Genomic DNA, 15,895 nt, shown 5'->3' with positions numbered 1-15,895 from the left:
ATCACTCGAGCATACGCTTATCGACGACCCCAATCGCCTCCTTCAGCGACCCCACCTCCGCCACACGCATCCCGTGCTGGTTCAACGCGCCTTTGGAGCCGCCGGGGACGATCGCGTTCTCGTAACCGAGACGAGACGCCTCTGCCAGGCGGCGGTCCAGGGAAGGCACGCGGCGCAGTTCGCCCGCCAGACCGACCTCACCGATGACGACGGTGCGCGGCGGCAGAGGCGTGTTGTGCAAACTCGACCAGGTGGCCAGCGCGACAGCGAGGTCAGTGGCCGTCTCCGTGATGCGCACGCCGCCGACCGTAGCGACGTAGGCGTCCTTGTCATTGGTGCGCTCCCCGCAGCGCGCTTGGAGGACCGCGAGCACCATGGGGACGCGGTTGTAGTCCAGGCCGGTGACCACGCGGCGCGGCGACTTGTTCACCGGGTCGACGGTGAGGGCCTGGACCTCAGCGAGGATCGGACGCACGCCGTCGATCGCGACCGTCACCGCAGAGCCGTCGGGGGTCTGGCCGCGATGGGAGAGGAACAGCCCCGACGGGTCGGGGACCTCGCGGATGCCGTCGGCGGTCTGCTCGAAGCAGCCGACCTCATCGGTCGCGCCGAAGCGGTTCTTCAGCCCGCGCAGCATGCGCAGGCTCGTCTGGCGGTCACCCTCGAAGTTGAGGACCACGTCGACCAGGTGCTCCAGCACGCGCGGGCCAGCGACGTTGCCGTCCTTAGTGACGTGGCCGACCAGCAGGATCGGCAGGTTCGTCGACTTCGCCAGGCTCGTCAGAGCTGCCGTCACCGCACGCGACTGAGCGACACCGCCAGCGACGCCTTCCACACCGGGCGCCTGCATCGTCTGGACCGAGTCCACGATCAGCAGGTCCGGTTTGACCTGGTCGACATGGCCGAACAGGACATCCAGGTTCGACTCAGCCGCCAGGAACAGGCGGTCTTGCAGAGCTCCGGTGCGTTCAGCGCGGCCGCGGACCTGGGAAGCGGACTCTTCTGCGGTCACGTACAGCGCGGTGCGCGGTTCACCGTCGGCACCGTCGGCACCGGCGGAAGCCCATTTCGACGCCACCTCCAGCAACAGCGTCGACTTTCCCACGCCCGGCTCGCCGGAGAGCAGGACCACCGATCCGGGGACGATGCCGCGGCCGAGGACGCGGTCGAGCTCGCCGATGCCCGTCGATAAGCGATGCGCCGCAGTGGCGTTGACTTTGGTGATGGGTTGCGCCGCTGACGACGGCGTCAACACTCGCGGGCGCGCCGAACCTGCGCCGGAGGCCGCGGAAACAGGGGCGGCTGATTCGGCGAGGGTGCCCCACGCGCCACATTCCGGGCAGCGGCCGAGCCACTTCGGGGAGGAATAGCCGCACTCAGAGCAGGTGTAGACGGTGCGCTTCTTGGCCAAAGGCTAGTTACTGTGCTTCTTTGGCACTACCGTGGCCGGACTCCTCCAGCTCCGGCTGGCGGACGGAGTCGCCGGACTCGAGTGTCGGCGCAGCCACGGTAGCGGTGATATCGATGGTGCCGGAGTCGAACGTGAACGTCACCGGGATGTTGCCGCCGTAAGCGAAGTCCTTGTTGTCCAGGGCGGTCTCGACGTACTCGACGCAGGCCGTGGTGTCGGTCGACTGCGGCATCTGCTCCAGGCCGTCGGCGGAATCACCGACGATGTTGCAGTTGTAGCCCATCGGCTCCGTCGAATCCATCTGCACAGACTGTCCGTCGACCTCGATGGACTGCAGCTTGTGCTCGTGCATCTGGTAGTCCTGGTTCGACGCCGTGAACTTCAGGGCCGCTTCGCCGTTCTCGTCGAGGAGGACCGTGACGTCCTGGACGGTGACGGAGCCGTCCTCAGTCTGGGCGCTGGCACCGTTGACGGCCGCAACCTGAGAAGAGGTCTGGGTGATCTGGCCTGCCGAGCACGCTGCGAGCAGCAGCGCGGAAACAGCTGCAACAGAAACTGCGCCGCCGCGGCGGGCGACAGACTTCAGGGACTTCACGTCGATGTCCTCCATTACGAACAATCACGAATTACGGGGAATTCTGGGCGTATCACCGGTTTACCTTAGTCTTTCCTGGCCCCTAATTCACAGTTTTGCGCTGCCCCCGAGATCTTCCCCACGCCAGAACAGGGGTCAACCGGGGGTAACCGGGTGTGGTGTGCGCGCGGTGCACGCCGGCTTTCCGGGGTGGCAGCGCGCCGTCGTCAAGCACACTGCGCAATCGCGGACCGGGTAGCGATGTTAGAATCGTGGAGTTATTGGTCAGTGTGCCCGAGCTGTCTGCAAGGAGATGCCAGTGGATTTCAAGGTCGGAGAAGTGGTGGTCTACCCGCACCACGGTGCTGCGCGGATCGCGGACATCGAGCAGCGGGAGATGGGCGGGGAGACCCTCGACTTCCTCGTGCTGAACATCCTGCAGTCCGACTTGTCCGTGCGTGTCCCGGTGAAGAACGCGGAGCTGGTCGGCGTGCGCGACGTGGTCAACGAGGATGGCCTGCGCAAAGTCTTCTCCGTGCTGCGCGAGACCGACGTGGAGGAAGCTGGCAACTGGTCCCGCCGCTACAAGGCGAACCAGGAGCGTCTGGCATCGGGCGACATCAACAAGGTCGCCGAGGTTGTGCGCGACCTGTGGCGCCGCGACCAGGGCCGTGGCCTGTCCGCCGGTGAGAAGCGCATGCTGGGTAAGGCCCGCCAGATCCTCGTCGGCGAGCTCGCGCTTGCGGAGCCGATCGATGAGGCGAAGGCCGACGACATGGAAAAGGAAATCCAGTCGATCATCGCCCGCCACGTCGAGCAGGGGCTTGTGGCTAAGCCGAGCGACGACATCGACCCGGACGATGATGTCGACCTCGACGACCTGAGCTTCGACGACCCGGATGAGGACGACTAAACGCCGCGTCGTCGCCCTTGTCGCCGCAGCCGGCCGCGGCACGCGCCTCGGCGCCGACATCCCGAAAGCGTACGTTCCACTGCGGGGGCGCACGCTGCTGGAACGCTCCGTTGCAGCGATGGAGACGTCCGAAATCGTCGACCACATTGGCGTCATCGTCAGCCCCGACATGGAACCGCTGGCGCGCCGTTTGCTGCACGGGCACGACGTCCAGTTCATCCACGGCGCCGGCGAGCGCGCAGACTCCGTGTGGGAGGGCATCAAGGCAGTTTCGCTTATCGACGAGCTTGCCACCTCCGCCGTCCTCATCCACGACGCCGCCCGCGCCCTGACCCCGCCGGGCATGATCGCCCGCGTGGCCATGGAGGTCCTTGCTGGCGCGCCCGCAGTGATTCCCGTCCTCCCCGTCGCTGACACCATCAAACGTGTTGACGCCGCTGGCACCGTCGTGGACACCCCCGACCGCTCTAGCCTGCGCGCCGTGCAGACGCCGCAAGGGTTCGACCTGGAGACGCTGCGCGCCGCGAACGAGGCTTACTTCGGTAAGGGCGCTGCTGGTGCTACGGGCTTTGTGCCGACGGATGACGCGAGTCTCATGGAATGGTTCGGCGTCCCCGTCGCCACCGTGCAGGGCGACCCGATGGCGTTCAAGATCACCACGCCGATCGACCTGGTCCTAGCCAAGCGCATCACGGACGAGGCAGAGCCGACCGTCTTCACCGTCCCCGGCAGCTAACCGCCAGCTGTAGCTAGGATCGGAGCGCATGAGTACTTCGCGCTTGCGTGTCGGCACAGCTTTCGACGCCCACCAGATCCAGTCCGGTAAACCCTGCTGGATCGCGGGACTTAACTTCGAGGGGGTTGACGGCTGCGAAGGGCATTCCGACGGTGACGTCGTCTCGCACGCGATCGTGGACGCGGTGCTGTCGGCGACGGGGCTTGGGGACTTGGGCAGCTTCGTCGGCGTCGGACGCCCCGAGTACGCGGGCGTGACGGGTGTGCAGCTGCTCACCGAGCTGCGTGGGCTTGTGGAGTCGACCGGTTACACCGTGGTCAACGTGTCCGCCCAGCTGATCGCGCAGACCCCGAAGATGGGGCCCGTGCGCGAAGAGGCGGAGCGCACCCTGTCCGAGGCGCTCGGTGCGCCGGTCTCCGTGAGTGCGACCACGACCGACCACATGGGATTCACCGGCTCGGGCGAAGGCCGGGCGGCCATTGCGACGGCGTTGGTGGAGCAGCCTTGAGGGGGCGACGGCGTCGATAAGCGGGCCTGAGAGCGCGCATCTGGCAGACTAGGTACGTGACTCAGCAGATTTTCGACACCGCCACCCGCACGCTCCGCGCCTTCGAGCCGTTCCGAGATGGACACGTGTCCATCTACCTGTGCGGCGCGACCCCGCAGTCCTCGCCGCACATCGGGCACCTGCGTTCCGGAGTCGCGTTCGACATTGTGCGCCGCTGGTTCGCTGCGAACGGCAACGATGTGGCATTCGTGCGCAATGTCACTGACATCGACGACAAGATCCTCACCAAGGCAGCGGAACACGACCGCCCCTGGTGGGAGTGGGTGTCCACGTACGAGCGCGAATTCAGCCGCGCCTATGAGACGCTGGGCGTGCTCCCGCCGAGTGTTGAGCCGCGCGCAACGGGGCATGTCACGCAGATGGTCGACTACATGCAGCGGTTGATGGACAACGGCTACGCGTATGCGGCGGACGGTTCTGTCTACTTCGACGTTGCGGCGTGGGTCGCAGCCGGCGGCGACTACGGGTCGCTGTCCGGCAACCGCGTCGAGGACATGGAGCAGGGCGAGACAGACAACCGCGGCAAGCGAGGCGCGCACGACTTCGCGCTGTGGAAGGCGGCGAAGCCTGGTGAGCCGAGCTGGCCTACCCCGTGGGGTGACGGCCGCCCGGGCTGGCACCTGGAGTGCTCCGCGATGTCGACGTGGTACCTGGGCGAGTCCTTCGACATTCACGGCGGCGGCCTCGACCTGAAGTTCCCGCACCACGAGAATGAGCAGGCTCAGTCGCACGCCGCCGGCGACGGCTTCGCCCGCTACTGGATGCATAACCACTGGGTCACCATGGCCGGCGAGAAAATGTCGAAGTCGCTCGGCAACGTGCTGTCCATCGACCGCATGCTTGAGGCGGTGCGCCCTGTCGAGCTGCGCTACTACCTGGGTTCCGCGCATTACCGCAGCGTGCTCGAGTATTCGCCGGAAGCGCTGCAAGAAGCGGCAGTTGCTTATCGACGCATCGAGGACCTTATCACCCGGGCCAGCGCCCTCGCCCCCGTTGAACCGGGCCAGTGGACTGACGCTTTTGCAGACGCGATGAACGAGGACTTCAGCGTCCCGCGCGCCTTGGCCGAGATTCACAACACGGTCCGCGCCGCGAACAAGGCGCTCGCCGCCGGCGACACCGACGAAGCGACGCGTCTCGCCGGAGCAGTCCGCGCTATGGCAGGCGTGCTGGGTGTTGATCCGGTTGAGTGGGCAGGCCGCGCCGGCGCCGGCTCTGATTCCGCCGACACCGCCCGAGTGACTGAGGCGCTGGACGTGCTTGTGCGCGCCGAGCTGGACCGCCGCGCTGAGGCGCGTGCCGCAAAGGACTGGGCAACTGCCGACGCTGTGCGCGACCGCCTCACCGAAGCCGGCATTGAGGTCACGGACACCGCCGACGGCGCACAATGGTCCCTGAAGGAGAACAACAATGGCTAAACCGTACGACCGGCCCGACAAGCAGAAGAAGAACAAGAAGGGCGCGACTAAGGGGTCCGGTGGTCAGCGCCGCCGCGGCCTCGCCGGCAAGGGCCCGACCCCGAAAGCGGAGGACCGCGTCTATCACGCCGCGCACAAGCGCAAGCTGGAGCGGCAGCGCCGCGACTCCGGACGGCACGAGCGCGAGGAGGCCGACCTAGTCGTCGGCCGCAACCCCGTGGTGGAGTGCCTGCATGCGAAGGTGCCGTCGGAAGCTTTGCTCATCGCGCAGGGCACCGGCCACGACGACCGGCTGAGCGAGGCCGTCCAGATGGCCAACACCCGCGGCATCCCTGTCCACGAGGTGCCTCGCCGCGACCTGGACAACATGACCGGCAACACCTTGCACCAGGGGATCGGCCTGAAGATCCAGCCGTACAAGTACGCCGACGTTTTCGACCTGATCGGGGGTGTGCGCGACCGTGGCGAGACCGGCATGTTCGTCGTCCTGGACAACATCACCGACCCCCGCAACCTGGGTGCCGTCATTCGTTCGGCGGCGGCGTTCGGTGGTCACGGCGTCATCATTCCGGAGCGTCGTTCTGCCCAGGTGACGGGCGTTGCGTGGCGAACCTCCGCCGGCACCGCCGCCCGTCTCCCCGTTGCCCGCGCCACCAACCTCACCCGCACCATCAAGGAGTTCAAGGACAACGGCTACATGGTCGTCGGACTCGACGCCGGCGGCGAGCACACCCTGGACACGTTCGACGGCGCCACCGACCCGGTGGTCATCGTCGTTGGTTCTGAAGGCAAGGGAATCTCGCGGCTGGTTCGCGAGAACTGCGACGTCATCATGTCGATCCCCACCGCGGACTGGGTCGAATCCCTTAACGCATCCGTTGCCGCGGGCGTGGTGCTCAGCGAGTTCGCCCGCCAGCGCCGCGTGCAGTAGTTCGGGCTGGCGCTACAGCCCGAAGAAGTTCGCAACGATCTCCGCGCCGACCACCTTGTCGGTGCCGGGGCCGAGCTTGTCGCTCATCTGCTTCGGGTTGGGGACGAGGTGGCCCATGCCTTCGATGGTCCACAGCTCGACGGGTGCCGCGCCGCTGGCAGCATCGACCGCTGGGGAGCCGGGTGCGCCGGGGCCGAAACGGTCCACGCGCACGCCGCTGACGGGCTGCGCGGAGACGGGCTCGGCATCCTCGCCCAGCCCGTTGAGCGTGGCGAAGAAACGTGCCGACTCGAGCGCCGCACGAGCCTGACCGCGGTTCGTGTCACCGATCCCGGACATGCCGCCGTCGTAGGGGACGAGCGGGTCGGCGGTGCCTTGGATGGAGAGGACGGGGGTGGGGGACCAGGCGTCGTAAAGCGGGCGCAGCTCGGGCAGAACGTTGTCCGCGGCCGGCCACGGCGAACCGAAGCACGCGATGCCGCTGAGTACTCCCGGGCGCTCGAGCGCGAAACGCTGCACCATCTGGCCGCCGTTGGAAAAGCCGCAGCCGATCACCCGGTCGGTTTCGTAGTGGGAGATCAGGGTGGTGAGGAAGGCGGTGTCGTCGACAAGCTCGCGGCGCGCGCGTTCCTGGAATCCGACGCGATGGTCGTTGAAGTGCCGCCCCACGCCGTCGGGATACAGCACCACGCAGCCGCGGTCGGCGAACTCGTCGAACGTGTTGCCCGTGAAGTTGCGCGCGACGCTGCCGGATTGCAGCGAACCGTGCAGAAACAGAACCACGGGCGCGCCGGGGCGCGGCGAGTCCGGCAGCACCTCCGTGTAGCGGCGCTCGGTTCCGTTGCTGGTAAGGGTACGGCGGTTCACAATCACCCTGTTCACCATAGACAGTACGGTAGTCGCATGATGCAGAAGAAGGGCACGCTCGCATCCATCGCTGCTGAGTTGGGGGTCTCGCGCACGACAGTGTCGAACGCGTACAACCGGCCCGACCAGTTGTCAGATGTGCTGCGGGAGCGCATTTTCGCTGCGGCGGCTGCGCGCGGGTACACCGGTCCGGACCCGATGGCGCGGTCGTTGCGCACGCGGCGGGTCGGGGCGATCGGGGTGATTCTCACCGAGCACATGTCGTTCGCGTTCGAGGATCTGGCGTCGATCGACTTTCTCGCGGGGCTCGGTGAGAGTTCGATGGGCACGCACAACGCGCTCACGCTCATCCCGCTTGGTCCGGATGGAGGCGAGTCACCGCTGGTCGCCAGTGCGCTTGTCGACGGCTTCGTCGTCTACTCCGTTCCGTCTGCCGAAACCCACCTGGATGCCGTGCGTGCCCGCGGCGTGCCGGTGGTGGTGTGTGATCAGCCGTACGACACCGGCGACGCGTTCGTCGGCATCGACGACCGGGCCGCGATCCGTGCGACCGCGGAAGCGCTTGTGGGGGCCGGGCACCAGCGGATCGGCATTGCCGCGAAACGCCTGTTCTCGGACGAGTCACGCGAAGGCGCCGTCACCGCTACGGATGTCGCGGAGGCGGACATGCACGTGCAGCGTGAGCGCATCCTCGGTGCGCTCGATGTGTTCGCAGGCGCAGAGATTTCCGGGGTGCCGATCGTGACCAGGCATTTCAATGACCATGCGACTGCAGTCGATGCCGCTCGCGAGCTTTTCGACGCATCCCCCGACCTCACCGCGGTCCTCTGCACCACCGACTCCATGGCGCTGGGCGTACTGGATTATTGCGCTACCCAAGGATGGGACGTGCCCGGGGATGTCTCTGTCACGGGGTTTGACGGAGTCGCGCCGGCGCTCACGCGCGGCCTCACCACCGTCATTCAGCCGAACAAGCGCAAAGGGGCGACGGTGGGCAAAGTGCTGGCCAAGCTTATCGACGCCAACCTCGACGACACCGCCGCTCCATCCGGGGCGGCCAGTGCGAGCCCGGACGCGGACATCCCGCGCGTTATCCTGCCGACCCGGTTCAGCCCAGGGCGGACCGTCGCGCCGCCGCGAGAGTGACCAGGTAGTCGGCCATCTCGGCGACACCGCCGAGCCGGAACTGCGCCGCGGTATCTACTGTGGCGCTATCGCCAGTTGCAGCATCTGCAGCGGTACCTCTGGCTGCACTGCGGACGATCTTGATCCCCACATCGCCGGCCGCGGGGTCGAGAACGGTCAGGGCGGTTTCGTCAGTCACGTCGTCACCGGCGAACAGGGTCGCGGTGTGTTTTTGTTTCTCGGCGCCGAGCCAGGTGCCCTTTGTCGTGTCGACGACGGAGAACTCGACGACATTGTGCCCGGGCGAGCCGGCGTTGCCGTGGAGGGTGTCGGGGGAGAGGGCGAGGGCTGCGTCGATAAGCGATTGGGCGCGCGCGGGATCGGATTCCGCGAGCTTCGCGACGTGTAGAACGCGCTGGTACGGCTTATTTTCCACGAACGCTGGGGCGCTGCCGGCGACGATCTCGTTCAGCCGCGCGCTCACGCGATCGAGATACGCGCGTTGCGCCCCATCGAGCTGCGGCCCACCCTCCGTCGGCTCCGCACCGTGTGAGCCGACGAGAATCACCGGCGCGTCAAGCGGACACACGATCCGCAGCCCATCGAGGTGGCGCCCGGATAGCACTGCGACCGTCGTATCGCGCATGAGCGACAAATCCTCCAGCGCGGCGATCGCGTCCGGGTTGGGCGTGACGGCGTAGGCATCGGTGTGCAGCTCGCAGATCGTGCCGTCGAAATCAACGCAGACCAGCAGCTTCTTGGTGCGCGCAAGAGAGTCGAGTGCGGGGCGTGGGTCGAACGCGTCCGTCATCGTGCGACCAGCCTTATCGTCGGGGGATTGAGGTCGATCCCGTCACCGCGGCGGGCGGTCAGGGTGATTTCATCCTCACCGTACCGCCGCAGGTCGAACTCCGCGTCGGGGACGAGGATCTCAGAAAGCTGGGTGTGCAGGCGGCGGGATCCGCCGGCGCAGTCGCTGTCGAGCTTGCCGGTGGTGACGCCGCGCAGCTGCACGTCGCTATCGCTTATCGACGCCCCCGCCTGCAGCGGCGCGCACCCCGTCCGAGCCGTGAGCGACTCGCGGCCGAACACGATGACCGCGCGGCCGGCGGCGTCGAGCGGCACGTCGCCCGGGAAGTCGGGGTCGGTGTAGACGGCGACGATCTCCCAGGTCGTGCCCGCCAGCGGGTGGGTCGGTGCGGAACAGCCGCCGAGCGCGGCGGCGGCAGCGACGGCGATGGCAGCAGCTCCGCGCTTCATGCGCGGGCCAACTCGTCGAGGAAAGACTCCGCCCATGCAGCGACATCGTGAGTAGTCACGTGCTCATTCATCGCACGCATCGCGTCGCGCGCTTCGGTCGAACCTTGCTTATCGACGGCCTCCACAATCGCCCCCTTCACCGACTCAATATCGAACGGATTGCACAGGTGAGCCTGGTCCAGCTCGACGGCCGCTCCGGCGAACTCCGAGAGCACGAGCGCCCCGGAACCGTCCGGGTGGCAGGCGACGTACTCTTTCGCGACGAGGTTCATCCCGTCCTTGAACGGTGTCACCAGCATGATGTCGGCGGCGGAGTAGTAGCTGCGCAGCTGAGACTTCGGAACCGAGTGGTGCTCGTAGTGGACGACCGGGCGGCCGAGCTTGCCGTAGCGGCCGTTAATGCGGCCGACTGCTTCCTCAACACCTGCGCGGGTGGTCTTGTAGCTGGCGATGCGCTCGCGCGAGGGGGTAGCCACCTGAATCATCGCGACGGAATCGAGCCGGCCCTCCTGCAACAACTCTTCGATCGCGGTGAGACGCTGGAGGATGCCTTTGGTGTAATCGAGCCGGTCGACGCCGAGCATGAGCGTGCGCGGGTTCGCCAGGGAGCCGCGGACCTGCGAGATATCCTTCTCATCCGCCGGGCTGAAACCACCGTCACCGGTCTCGATCGAGATGGGAAACGTGCCGGTGCGCGGCGTTGTGGCGTGCGGGTCCTGGGCAGCGAGGTCCGTGAAGTTCATCTCGTCGCGCTTGCGTTGGAACCCGATGAGGTCTGCACCCTCCAGGCCGCGGAGCACGTCGCGGCGCCACGGCAGCTGGCGGAACAAGTCTGGGTTGGGGAAGGGGATGTGCAGAAAGAATCCGATTGTCAGGTCTGGGCGCAGCTCTTTAAGCATGCCGGGAACCAGCTGCAGCTGGTAGTCCTGCACCCACACCGTCGCGCCTTTGCCGGCAGTGCTTGCTGCTGCTTGCGCGAACTTCTCGTTCACAGCTTTGTAGCGCTGCCACCACGAACGGTCGTAGGTCGGCTTCACGATGAGGTCGTGGTACAGCGGCCACAACGTCGAGTTGGAAAAGCCCTCGTAGAACTCCTCGAAATCATCCTGGTCCAACTCGACCGGGTGGAGGGTGATGCCGTCATTTTCAAACGGCTCGAAGCTGGCGTCAGGTTCGCCCGGCCATCCGACCCAGCAGCCACTGTTGCGCTTGAGCACCGGGGCGAGCGCCGCAACGAGCCCGCCTGGCGACGCCACCCACTGGCCGTCCACCCGGTCGACCGGGAGGCGGTTTGCCACCACCACAAACTGGTTGTCGCCGCTCATGAGACTGCCAGTCCCTTAACTGTCGCTGCCGGAAGAGTTTGCGGTTTTCTTCGCCGCCTTCTTAGTGGTCTTCTTCGCAGGCTTTTTCGCGGCCTTCTTTGTCGTCTTCTTGGCAGTCTTGGTGGCCTTCTTGGCCGTCTTCGTCGCCTTCTTGGTGGTCTTCTTCGAGGCCTTCTTGGTGGACTTCTTTGCCGCCTTCTTGGCGGCTTTCTTCGCAGACTTCTTCGTTGCCTTCTTGGCTGCGGTGCCGTCACCGTCGTCACTGTCGTTCGCGGAGGCAGAACCGGACTGCTCCAGTTCTGCCTCGTAATCCTCAGCGAACTGCTTGTACACCAAGCCCTCGGGTTCGATGCCGAGCATGCACATCAGGGTCACGCCGTCAACAAGATTCTCCGAGTAGGTGGCCACGACCTTGCGAGCCCCAGAAGCAGTTTGCTCCTCAACCGTGTGGACGGCGTCCGGGTTCGGGCGGCTATCGGTGATCTTGGGTGGCACGTGAAAACCTCCTGGTTTCTGGCCGGGCAACTGCGGCGGGTAGAGACCTGTCTATTCTACGCTATCCCGTTAGGCGCTGGGACCTGCGCCGGGGCGTTGGATCCAAGGTGGTGAGTGTCTAATCAGTCGGCCGGACGTCAGGCTGCGCTTTGGGCTCCGTCTTGGGCGCCGTCTTGGGTTCAGACTTAGATTTGAACTGAACTCCGGTATGCGTCTTGGTTTGCCCCTTCGACTGATTCTTTGATTGGGTCTTGGCCTGAATCTTGGCTTGGTTCTTGGCCTGGTTCTTGGCTTGGTTCTTGGCCAGGTTGCGGGCGGCCTGCTCGCTGAGTCGTCGAGAAGCGGCTTGCTCGGCGCGACGAATCTGCTGGAACGTCACGCGCCCAGCGGCGCGGAAGGCGCGGTACGGGTTGAACAGCTGCGGGCGGCGCAGGCGGCGGGCGAACCACTCGCCGAGGACCACGCCACCGGCCAGCGCCAGACACGTGCCGATGGCCAAGAAGAGGTTGTTCAAACCGAGCACAGTCTGCTCGTTGAGCAGTGCGTACATGCTGCGGTAGACACCTGAACCCGGCAGGAACGGGGTCACGCCGGCGACTGCGGTGATCAGGGGGGCGATCAGGAAGCGGCGGGCGAGCAAACCACCGGCTAAGCCGACCATGACCGCACAAATCGCGGTGGCGAACAACCGGCCGGAGCCGAAGGGAATGAGCACGGCGTAGTACGCGAAGCCACCGATGAAAGCGGTCACAGCGGTGACCACGATGGCGCGTCGTTCGGCGTAAACAGCAAGCGCGAAACCGGCGGCGGCGGCTGTGCCACCGAAGATGCGCACGGCGGCGGAACTGTACGTCGGAGTTGGCGGTTGCGTCTCGATCGGCGGCAAACCGGCACCGAATAGGTCCGCGACTTGAATGCCTATGGCTACGCCCGCGACGATCGCGCCGGTGTTGAGAAGCGCTGCGAAGAAACGCCCCGACGCTGTCACTGGTGATCCCGTGACACCGTCTTGAAGTGATTGCACCAGTGTCAAACCGGCGAGCAAGACCACGATGCCTGTTGCGATGACCTGGCTGGGCACAATGGTTGTGCCAGCCCGGGCGGCCAGGGTGTAGAACAAGGCGGCGGGCACCGTGGCTACGAAACCGCCGAGGACGCAATGATAGAAGTACGGCAGCTCTTTCTTCCCCAGCCACGCGTTGATCGAGGTGATCAGGGCGGCGGTGAACGCACCCAGCACCGACATGAACCAGTCGCCGCCGAGCAAGATCGAGATGGCCGCGCCCATAATCGACCATCCGGCGATGGAGACCCACAGCGGGTAGGGCGGTTTGGCGTTGTACAGGTCGTCGAGAATCTTCTCCGCCATCTCCGGCGGCGTCGCACCGGCGCGGATCGAGCGGATCAGACGGTCGACTTCCTGGAGTTTGGAGTAGTTCTCCGACATGTCGGACACGACGCGGAACACGCCCACCGGCTGCTTGCGGGCGGTGCCGATCAGCGAGTTGACGGTAATGGTGTTCAGCGTGATGTCCACGTGGCAGTAGTGCAGGCCGTACGACGATGTGACGGCGTGGATCTGCGCTTTCGCGTCCGAACTGGTTGTGCCGTTGGCGATGAGAATCTCGCCGACGCGCGCGCCGATGGTCATCACCGCGGCGACCTGTGCCGGGTCGGTCAGGTCGACGGGCGCGAGCACCGACGGCGGGGGCGACGTGCGGGCTTGGTCAATGGTCGCCACTGGGCCGGAGGAGCGCAACGCCTCCCGCAAGTTCTTCAACACCGTTGTCACACCGACACACTAACTGCCGCGGCAGGTTTCTGTGTGAAAGAACCCGTCTTTTGTCCCCCGGGGTCAGCCCCTTGTATGATTTCGGGTCAGCGCCTGCCGTTTTTGTGCGGGTGCGGTTGCTGGAGTGGCGCAATCGGTAGCGCAACGGTCTTGTAAACCGTAGGTTGCGAGTTCAAGTCTCGTCTCCAGCTCGTTTCTTGCTTATCGACGCCTACGCCGCCGTCGCCCCCACCGTCTCCGCGCCAGCGCGGGGCGGGCCGAACAGTGAACGCATCGCGCCGTACGGGTGTCGGTTATTGGGGCGTTCGTAACCCCTGGGGGAGACCCATACTGGGGTGCCGCCGCGCATTTCGATGCGGCCGCGGGTGGCGCGCTGCGGGTCATCGTCGTTGACGCGGTTGTGGTAGCGGCACAACGGTGCGAGGTTGCCGATGTTGGTTTCCCCGCCGTCTTTCCACGGCGTGATGTGGTGGATTTCGCAGTGGTCGGCGGCGTGCCGGCAGTCGGGGCTGGTGCAGACGGGCTGCGTCGCGGCGGCAAGGTCGCGCTGTTTCTGGTTGGCGAAGCGCTCGTCGCGGTAGAGGTTCACTGCGCCTTCCGTGGGGTGAAATAGGGCGGCCTCGAGACCGCACTCAGGTTTCGCGTGGTAGCGGGCAAGGTACTCGGTGCCGGTGATGGTGGTGCCGTTGGTCAGTCCGAGGGTGACGTCGTCGCCGTGGCCGCTGAGGATCTTCGTCCATTCGGGCAGCGGGATGAGCAACAGTGGTCTGGGCACGGCGTACGGGACTCCGCCGCCGTTGCGTATCAGGTCGAGGAAGCGTTCGAGCAGTTGCCCGGCGACGGGCCGTGTGGCGTCGAGGGCCTTGTTCATCAACGCTGCTTCGAGGTCGGCGATGTCGTGCTCGTCTGCGGTGATGATCATGGTGCGCCGCCCGTGGCGCGAGCCGGAGATGGTGATCCGCTTCTGCGGCGGCGTGTCGGCCCCGGGGAGGAGCTTCTTTACCAGCGCGTTGAGTGCCCGGTAGTCGCCCGCGGATTCGAGCAGCCGCACGCGCAGCTTGTTGCGCGCTTTGGGGCTTTTGATCTTCGCGATCTGGCGCTCAATGAGCGCAAGCTTATCGACGCTCAACCCCCGCCTCCTCGCCACTTCCCCCGCCGTTCTCTGCTTAGCGGGGGAGGTGGTGGGACCGTAGTACGCCTCGTGGACGCGTTTCCAGTTGCGGATGGTTGCTTCGGAGAATCCTGCGCTGAGAAGCTTCTGGCGGTCGAAGTCTTTCAAGTGGTCAAGAGCGTTGGTGGTCAGTGCTGAGATGAGGTTGTCGAGTCCCATGGAGCACACGCTAGACCCCTCAAAACTCCAGGTAAAGGGGCTAAAAAAGCGCGAAGAATCTTCACCTCCGAGGGAACCGGCACTCCCGCGGGCGCTGCTGAAGCGACAATGCGCTGCTCGGCGAGCGTGCGTGACGCGGGCACTAAGAGCGAAAGGGGACGGGCGGGGGCAGAGCTGTGAAAACAAAATTGTGGATAACTTTTTCTATCCACAGGCCCCAGGGTCACTTTTGGCCGCGAGGGAACCGGTTTCGCCGGTGACATGCCCCGGATTGAACACGGACTGAATGCGGATTAGGTGTACAGTGGACGTACAGCAAACGTTCAGCAAGACGTTGTTTACTTGCTCTGGAAACGCGCGTGCTTGTCGCGCGAACGGAAAGAGAGGAACCACCCATGGCTGATACGCCTACCCCGCAGAACGTCAAGGTGCTCGTTGTCGACGACGAGCCGAACATCGTCGAGTTGCTCACCGTTTCCCTGAAGTTCCAGGGTTTTGAGGTCGAGTCGGCCGAGTCTGGCCAGCAGGCTCTCGAGATGGCGCGGGAGCTCAAGCCGGACGCTTACATCCTCGACGTGATGATGCCGGGCATGGATGGTTTCGAGCTGTTGGGCAAGCTGCGTGCGGAGGGCCTCGACGCGCCCGTGCTGTTCCTCACGGCGAAGGACGCTGTCGAGGACCGCATCCACGGCCTGACCATCGGTGCGGATGACTATGTGACCAAGCCGTTCTCGCTGGAAGAAGTCATCACTCGCCTGCGCGTGATTCTGCGCCGCGGCAACGTGACCGAGACCGAGACCGGGGACTCCACGATCCGTTACGCCGACTTGACGCTGAACGACGACACCCACGAAGTCACCAAGGCCGGCGAGATCGTGGAGCTGTCCCCCACGGAGTTCAACCTGCTGCGCTACCTCATGCTCAACGCGGAAGTGGTGCTGTCGAAGGCGAAGATCCTGGACAACGTGTGGCACTACGACTTCGGCGGCGACGGCAACGTGGTGGAGTCCTACATTTCCTACCTGCGCCGCAAGGTTGATCAGGGCGAGCCGCAGCTGATCAACACGGTCCGTGGTGTGGGTTACGTGCTTCGCACGCCGCGCCAGCAGAGCTAGCCGGCCGGGGTTAGCGGAAGGTCTCACAGGGTTAG

General features: G+C 65.5%; 16 protein-coding genes and 1 tRNA gene. 8 read left to right on the top strand and 9 right to left on the bottom strand.

From position 1 onward, the window contains the following. Window position 1: 1 nt before the first annotated feature. Window positions 2–1,411 (bottom strand): DNA repair protein RadA, encoded by a 1,410-nt coding sequence (gene radA, locus KBX07_RS09300; protein ID WP_256004219.1) that lies wholly within the window; start codon window positions 1,409–1,411, stop codon window positions 2–4. A 7-nt stretch (window positions 1,412–1,418) separates the two neighbouring features. Continuing rightward, window positions 1,419–2,021 carry a hypothetical protein gene (locus KBX07_RS09295; protein ID WP_005288571.1) on the bottom strand — a complete coding sequence of 201 codons (603 nt, stop codon included), beginning with the start codon at window positions 2,019–2,021 and terminating at the stop codon, window positions 1,419–1,421. Window positions 2,022–2,304: 283 nt separating this feature from the next. Between KBX07_RS09295 and KBX07_RS09290 the strand changes: the two genes are divergently transcribed. Genes KBX07_RS09290 through rlmB form a run of 5 tightly spaced genes read left to right on the top strand, consistent with a single transcriptional unit; the run spans window position 2,305 to window position 6,551 of the window. After that, window positions 2,305–2,898 (top strand): CarD family transcriptional regulator, encoded by a 594-nt coding sequence (locus KBX07_RS09290; RefSeq protein WP_005288573.1) that lies wholly within the window; start codon window positions 2,305–2,307, stop codon window positions 2,896–2,898. Then, window positions 2,885–3,634: a 2-C-methyl-D-erythritol 4-phosphate cytidylyltransferase gene (gene ispD, locus KBX07_RS09285; RefSeq protein ID WP_256023896.1), complete on the top strand. Its 750-nt coding sequence runs from the start codon at window positions 2,885–2,887 to the stop codon at window positions 3,632–3,634. Before KBX07_RS09290 ends, ispD begins: the two co-directional genes overlap by 14 nt. A gap of 28 nt (window positions 3,635–3,662) precedes the next feature. After that, on the top strand, window positions 3,663–4,142 hold the full coding sequence (ispF, locus tag KBX07_RS09280; RefSeq protein WP_005288579.1) for a 2-C-methyl-D-erythritol 2,4-cyclodiphosphate synthase: 480 nt from the start codon (window positions 3,663–3,665) through the stop codon (window positions 4,140–4,142). A gap of 56 nt (window positions 4,143–4,198) precedes the next feature. Continuing rightward, window positions 4,199–5,620, top strand: coding sequence for a cysteine--tRNA ligase (gene cysS / locus KBX07_RS09275; RefSeq protein ID WP_005288581.1), 1,422 nt, complete (start codon window positions 4,199–4,201; stop codon window positions 5,618–5,620). After that, on the top strand, window positions 5,613–6,551 hold the full coding sequence (gene rlmB, locus KBX07_RS09270; RefSeq protein WP_005288584.1) for a 23S rRNA (guanosine(2251)-2'-O)-methyltransferase RlmB: 939 nt from the start codon (window positions 5,613–5,615) through the stop codon (window positions 6,549–6,551). The genes cysS and rlmB overlap by 8 nt, the downstream gene beginning before the upstream one ends. Before the next feature lie 12 nt (window positions 6,552–6,563). Here the strand turns inward: rlmB and KBX07_RS09265 are convergent, their stop codons facing one another. Continuing rightward, window positions 6,564–7,424 carry a dienelactone hydrolase family protein gene (locus KBX07_RS09265; RefSeq protein ID WP_256023895.1) on the bottom strand — a complete coding sequence of 287 codons (861 nt, stop codon included), beginning with the start codon at window positions 7,422–7,424 and terminating at the stop codon, window positions 6,564–6,566. 30 nt (window positions 7,425–7,454) lie between these two features. Here KBX07_RS09265 and KBX07_RS09260 point away from each other — a divergent pair, with 30 nt between their 5' ends. After that, window positions 7,455–8,564 carry a LacI family DNA-binding transcriptional regulator gene (locus KBX07_RS09260; RefSeq protein ID WP_256023894.1) on the top strand — a complete coding sequence of 370 codons (1,110 nt, stop codon included), beginning with the start codon at window positions 7,455–7,457 and terminating at the stop codon, window positions 8,562–8,564. On the opposite strand, the gene otsB is transcribed toward KBX07_RS09260, so the two are convergent. The 5 genes from otsB to KBX07_RS09235 all read right to left on the bottom strand — a co-directional run bounded on the left by otsB (window position 8,527) and on the right by KBX07_RS09235 (window position 13,406). Then, entirely contained in the window at window positions 8,527–9,354 is an 828-nt protein-coding gene (otsB, locus tag KBX07_RS09255; protein WP_005288593.1) for a trehalose-phosphatase, read from the bottom strand. The genes KBX07_RS09260 and otsB overlap by 38 nt on opposite strands. Next, window positions 9,351–9,803 (bottom strand): hypothetical protein, encoded by a 453-nt coding sequence (locus KBX07_RS09250; protein ID WP_256023893.1) that lies wholly within the window; start codon window positions 9,801–9,803, stop codon window positions 9,351–9,353. The genes otsB and KBX07_RS09250 overlap by 4 nt, the downstream gene beginning before the upstream one ends. Beyond that, complete coding sequence (locus KBX07_RS09245) at window positions 9,800–11,128, bottom strand: trehalose-6-phosphate synthase (protein ID WP_255995482.1); 1,329 nt, start codon at window positions 11,126–11,128, stop codon at window positions 9,800–9,802. The genes KBX07_RS09250 and KBX07_RS09245 overlap by 4 nt, the downstream gene beginning before the upstream one ends. A gap of 15 nt (window positions 11,129–11,143) precedes the next feature. Then, complete coding sequence (locus KBX07_RS09240; RefSeq protein ID WP_256023892.1) at window positions 11,144–11,623, bottom strand: histone; 480 nt, start codon at window positions 11,621–11,623, stop codon at window positions 11,144–11,146. Window positions 11,624–11,741: 118 nt separating this feature from the next. Next, complete coding sequence (locus KBX07_RS09235) at window positions 11,742–13,406, bottom strand: threonine/serine exporter family protein (RefSeq protein WP_256023965.1); 1,665 nt, start codon at window positions 13,404–13,406, stop codon at window positions 11,742–11,744. 127 nt (window positions 13,407–13,533) lie between these two features. Between KBX07_RS09235 and KBX07_RS09230 the strand changes: the two genes are divergently transcribed. Further along, window positions 13,534–13,606: transfer RNA gene (locus KBX07_RS09230), tRNA-Thr, on the top strand. Window positions 13,607–13,626: 20 nt separating this feature from the next. On the opposite strand, the gene KBX07_RS09225 is transcribed toward KBX07_RS09230, so the two are convergent. Then, complete coding sequence (locus tag KBX07_RS09225; protein WP_256023891.1) at window positions 13,627–14,745, bottom strand: HNH endonuclease signature motif containing protein; 1,119 nt, start codon at window positions 14,743–14,745, stop codon at window positions 13,627–13,629. 395 nt (window positions 14,746–15,140) lie between these two features. On the opposite strand from KBX07_RS09225, the gene KBX07_RS09220 reads away from it, so the two are divergent. After that, window positions 15,141–15,860: a response regulator transcription factor gene (locus KBX07_RS09220; RefSeq protein WP_255995486.1), complete on the top strand. Its 720-nt coding sequence runs from the start codon at window positions 15,141–15,143 to the stop codon at window positions 15,858–15,860. Window positions 15,861–15,895 lie beyond the last annotated feature (35 nt).

Source organism: Corynebacterium sp. CCUG 70398 (assembly GCF_024454055.1).
Classification (GTDB): Bacteria; Actinomycetota; Actinomycetes; order Mycobacteriales; family Mycobacteriaceae; genus Corynebacterium; species Corynebacterium genitalium.
The sequence above is the reverse complement of the archived record's forward strand: the minus strand, read 5'-3'. Positions and strand labels throughout refer to the sequence as shown.

What these genes read in the sequence shown, in the direction of transcription:
- KBX07_RS09295 (WP_005288571.1), bottom strand. Translation starts at nt 2,021, where the DNA reads ATGGAGGACATCGACGTGAAGTCCCTGAAGTCTGTCGCCCGCCGCGGC.
- ispD (WP_256023896.1), top strand. Translation starts at nt 2,885, where the DNA reads ATGAGGACGACTAAACGCCGCGTCGTCGCCCTTGTCGCCGCAGCCGGC.
- ispF (WP_005288579.1), top strand. Translation starts at nt 3,663, where the DNA reads ATGAGTACTTCGCGCTTGCGTGTCGGCACAGCTTTCGACGCCCACCAG.
- rlmB (WP_005288584.1), top strand. Translation starts at nt 5,613, where the DNA reads ATGGCTAAACCGTACGACCGGCCCGACAAGCAGAAGAAGAACAAGAAG.
- KBX07_RS09260 (WP_256023894.1), top strand. Translation starts at nt 7,455, where the DNA reads ATGATGCAGAAGAAGGGCACGCTCGCATCCATCGCTGCTGAGTTGGGG.
- otsB (WP_005288593.1), bottom strand. Translation starts at nt 9,354, where the DNA reads ATGACGGACGCGTTCGACCCACGCCCCGCACTCGACTCTCTTGCGCGC.
- KBX07_RS09250 (WP_256023893.1), bottom strand. Translation starts at nt 9,803, where the DNA reads ATGAAGCGCGGAGCTGCTGCCATCGCCGTCGCTGCCGCCGCCGCGCTC.
- KBX07_RS09245 (WP_255995482.1), bottom strand. Translation starts at nt 11,128, where the DNA reads ATGAGCGGCGACAACCAGTTTGTGGTGGTGGCAAACCGCCTCCCGGTC.
- KBX07_RS09225 (WP_256023891.1), bottom strand. Translation starts at nt 14,745, where the DNA reads ATGGGACTCGACAACCTCATCTCAGCACTGACCACCAACGCTCTTGAC.
- KBX07_RS09220 (WP_255995486.1), top strand. Translation starts at nt 15,141, where the DNA reads ATGGCTGATACGCCTACCCCGCAGAACGTCAAGGTGCTCGTTGTCGAC.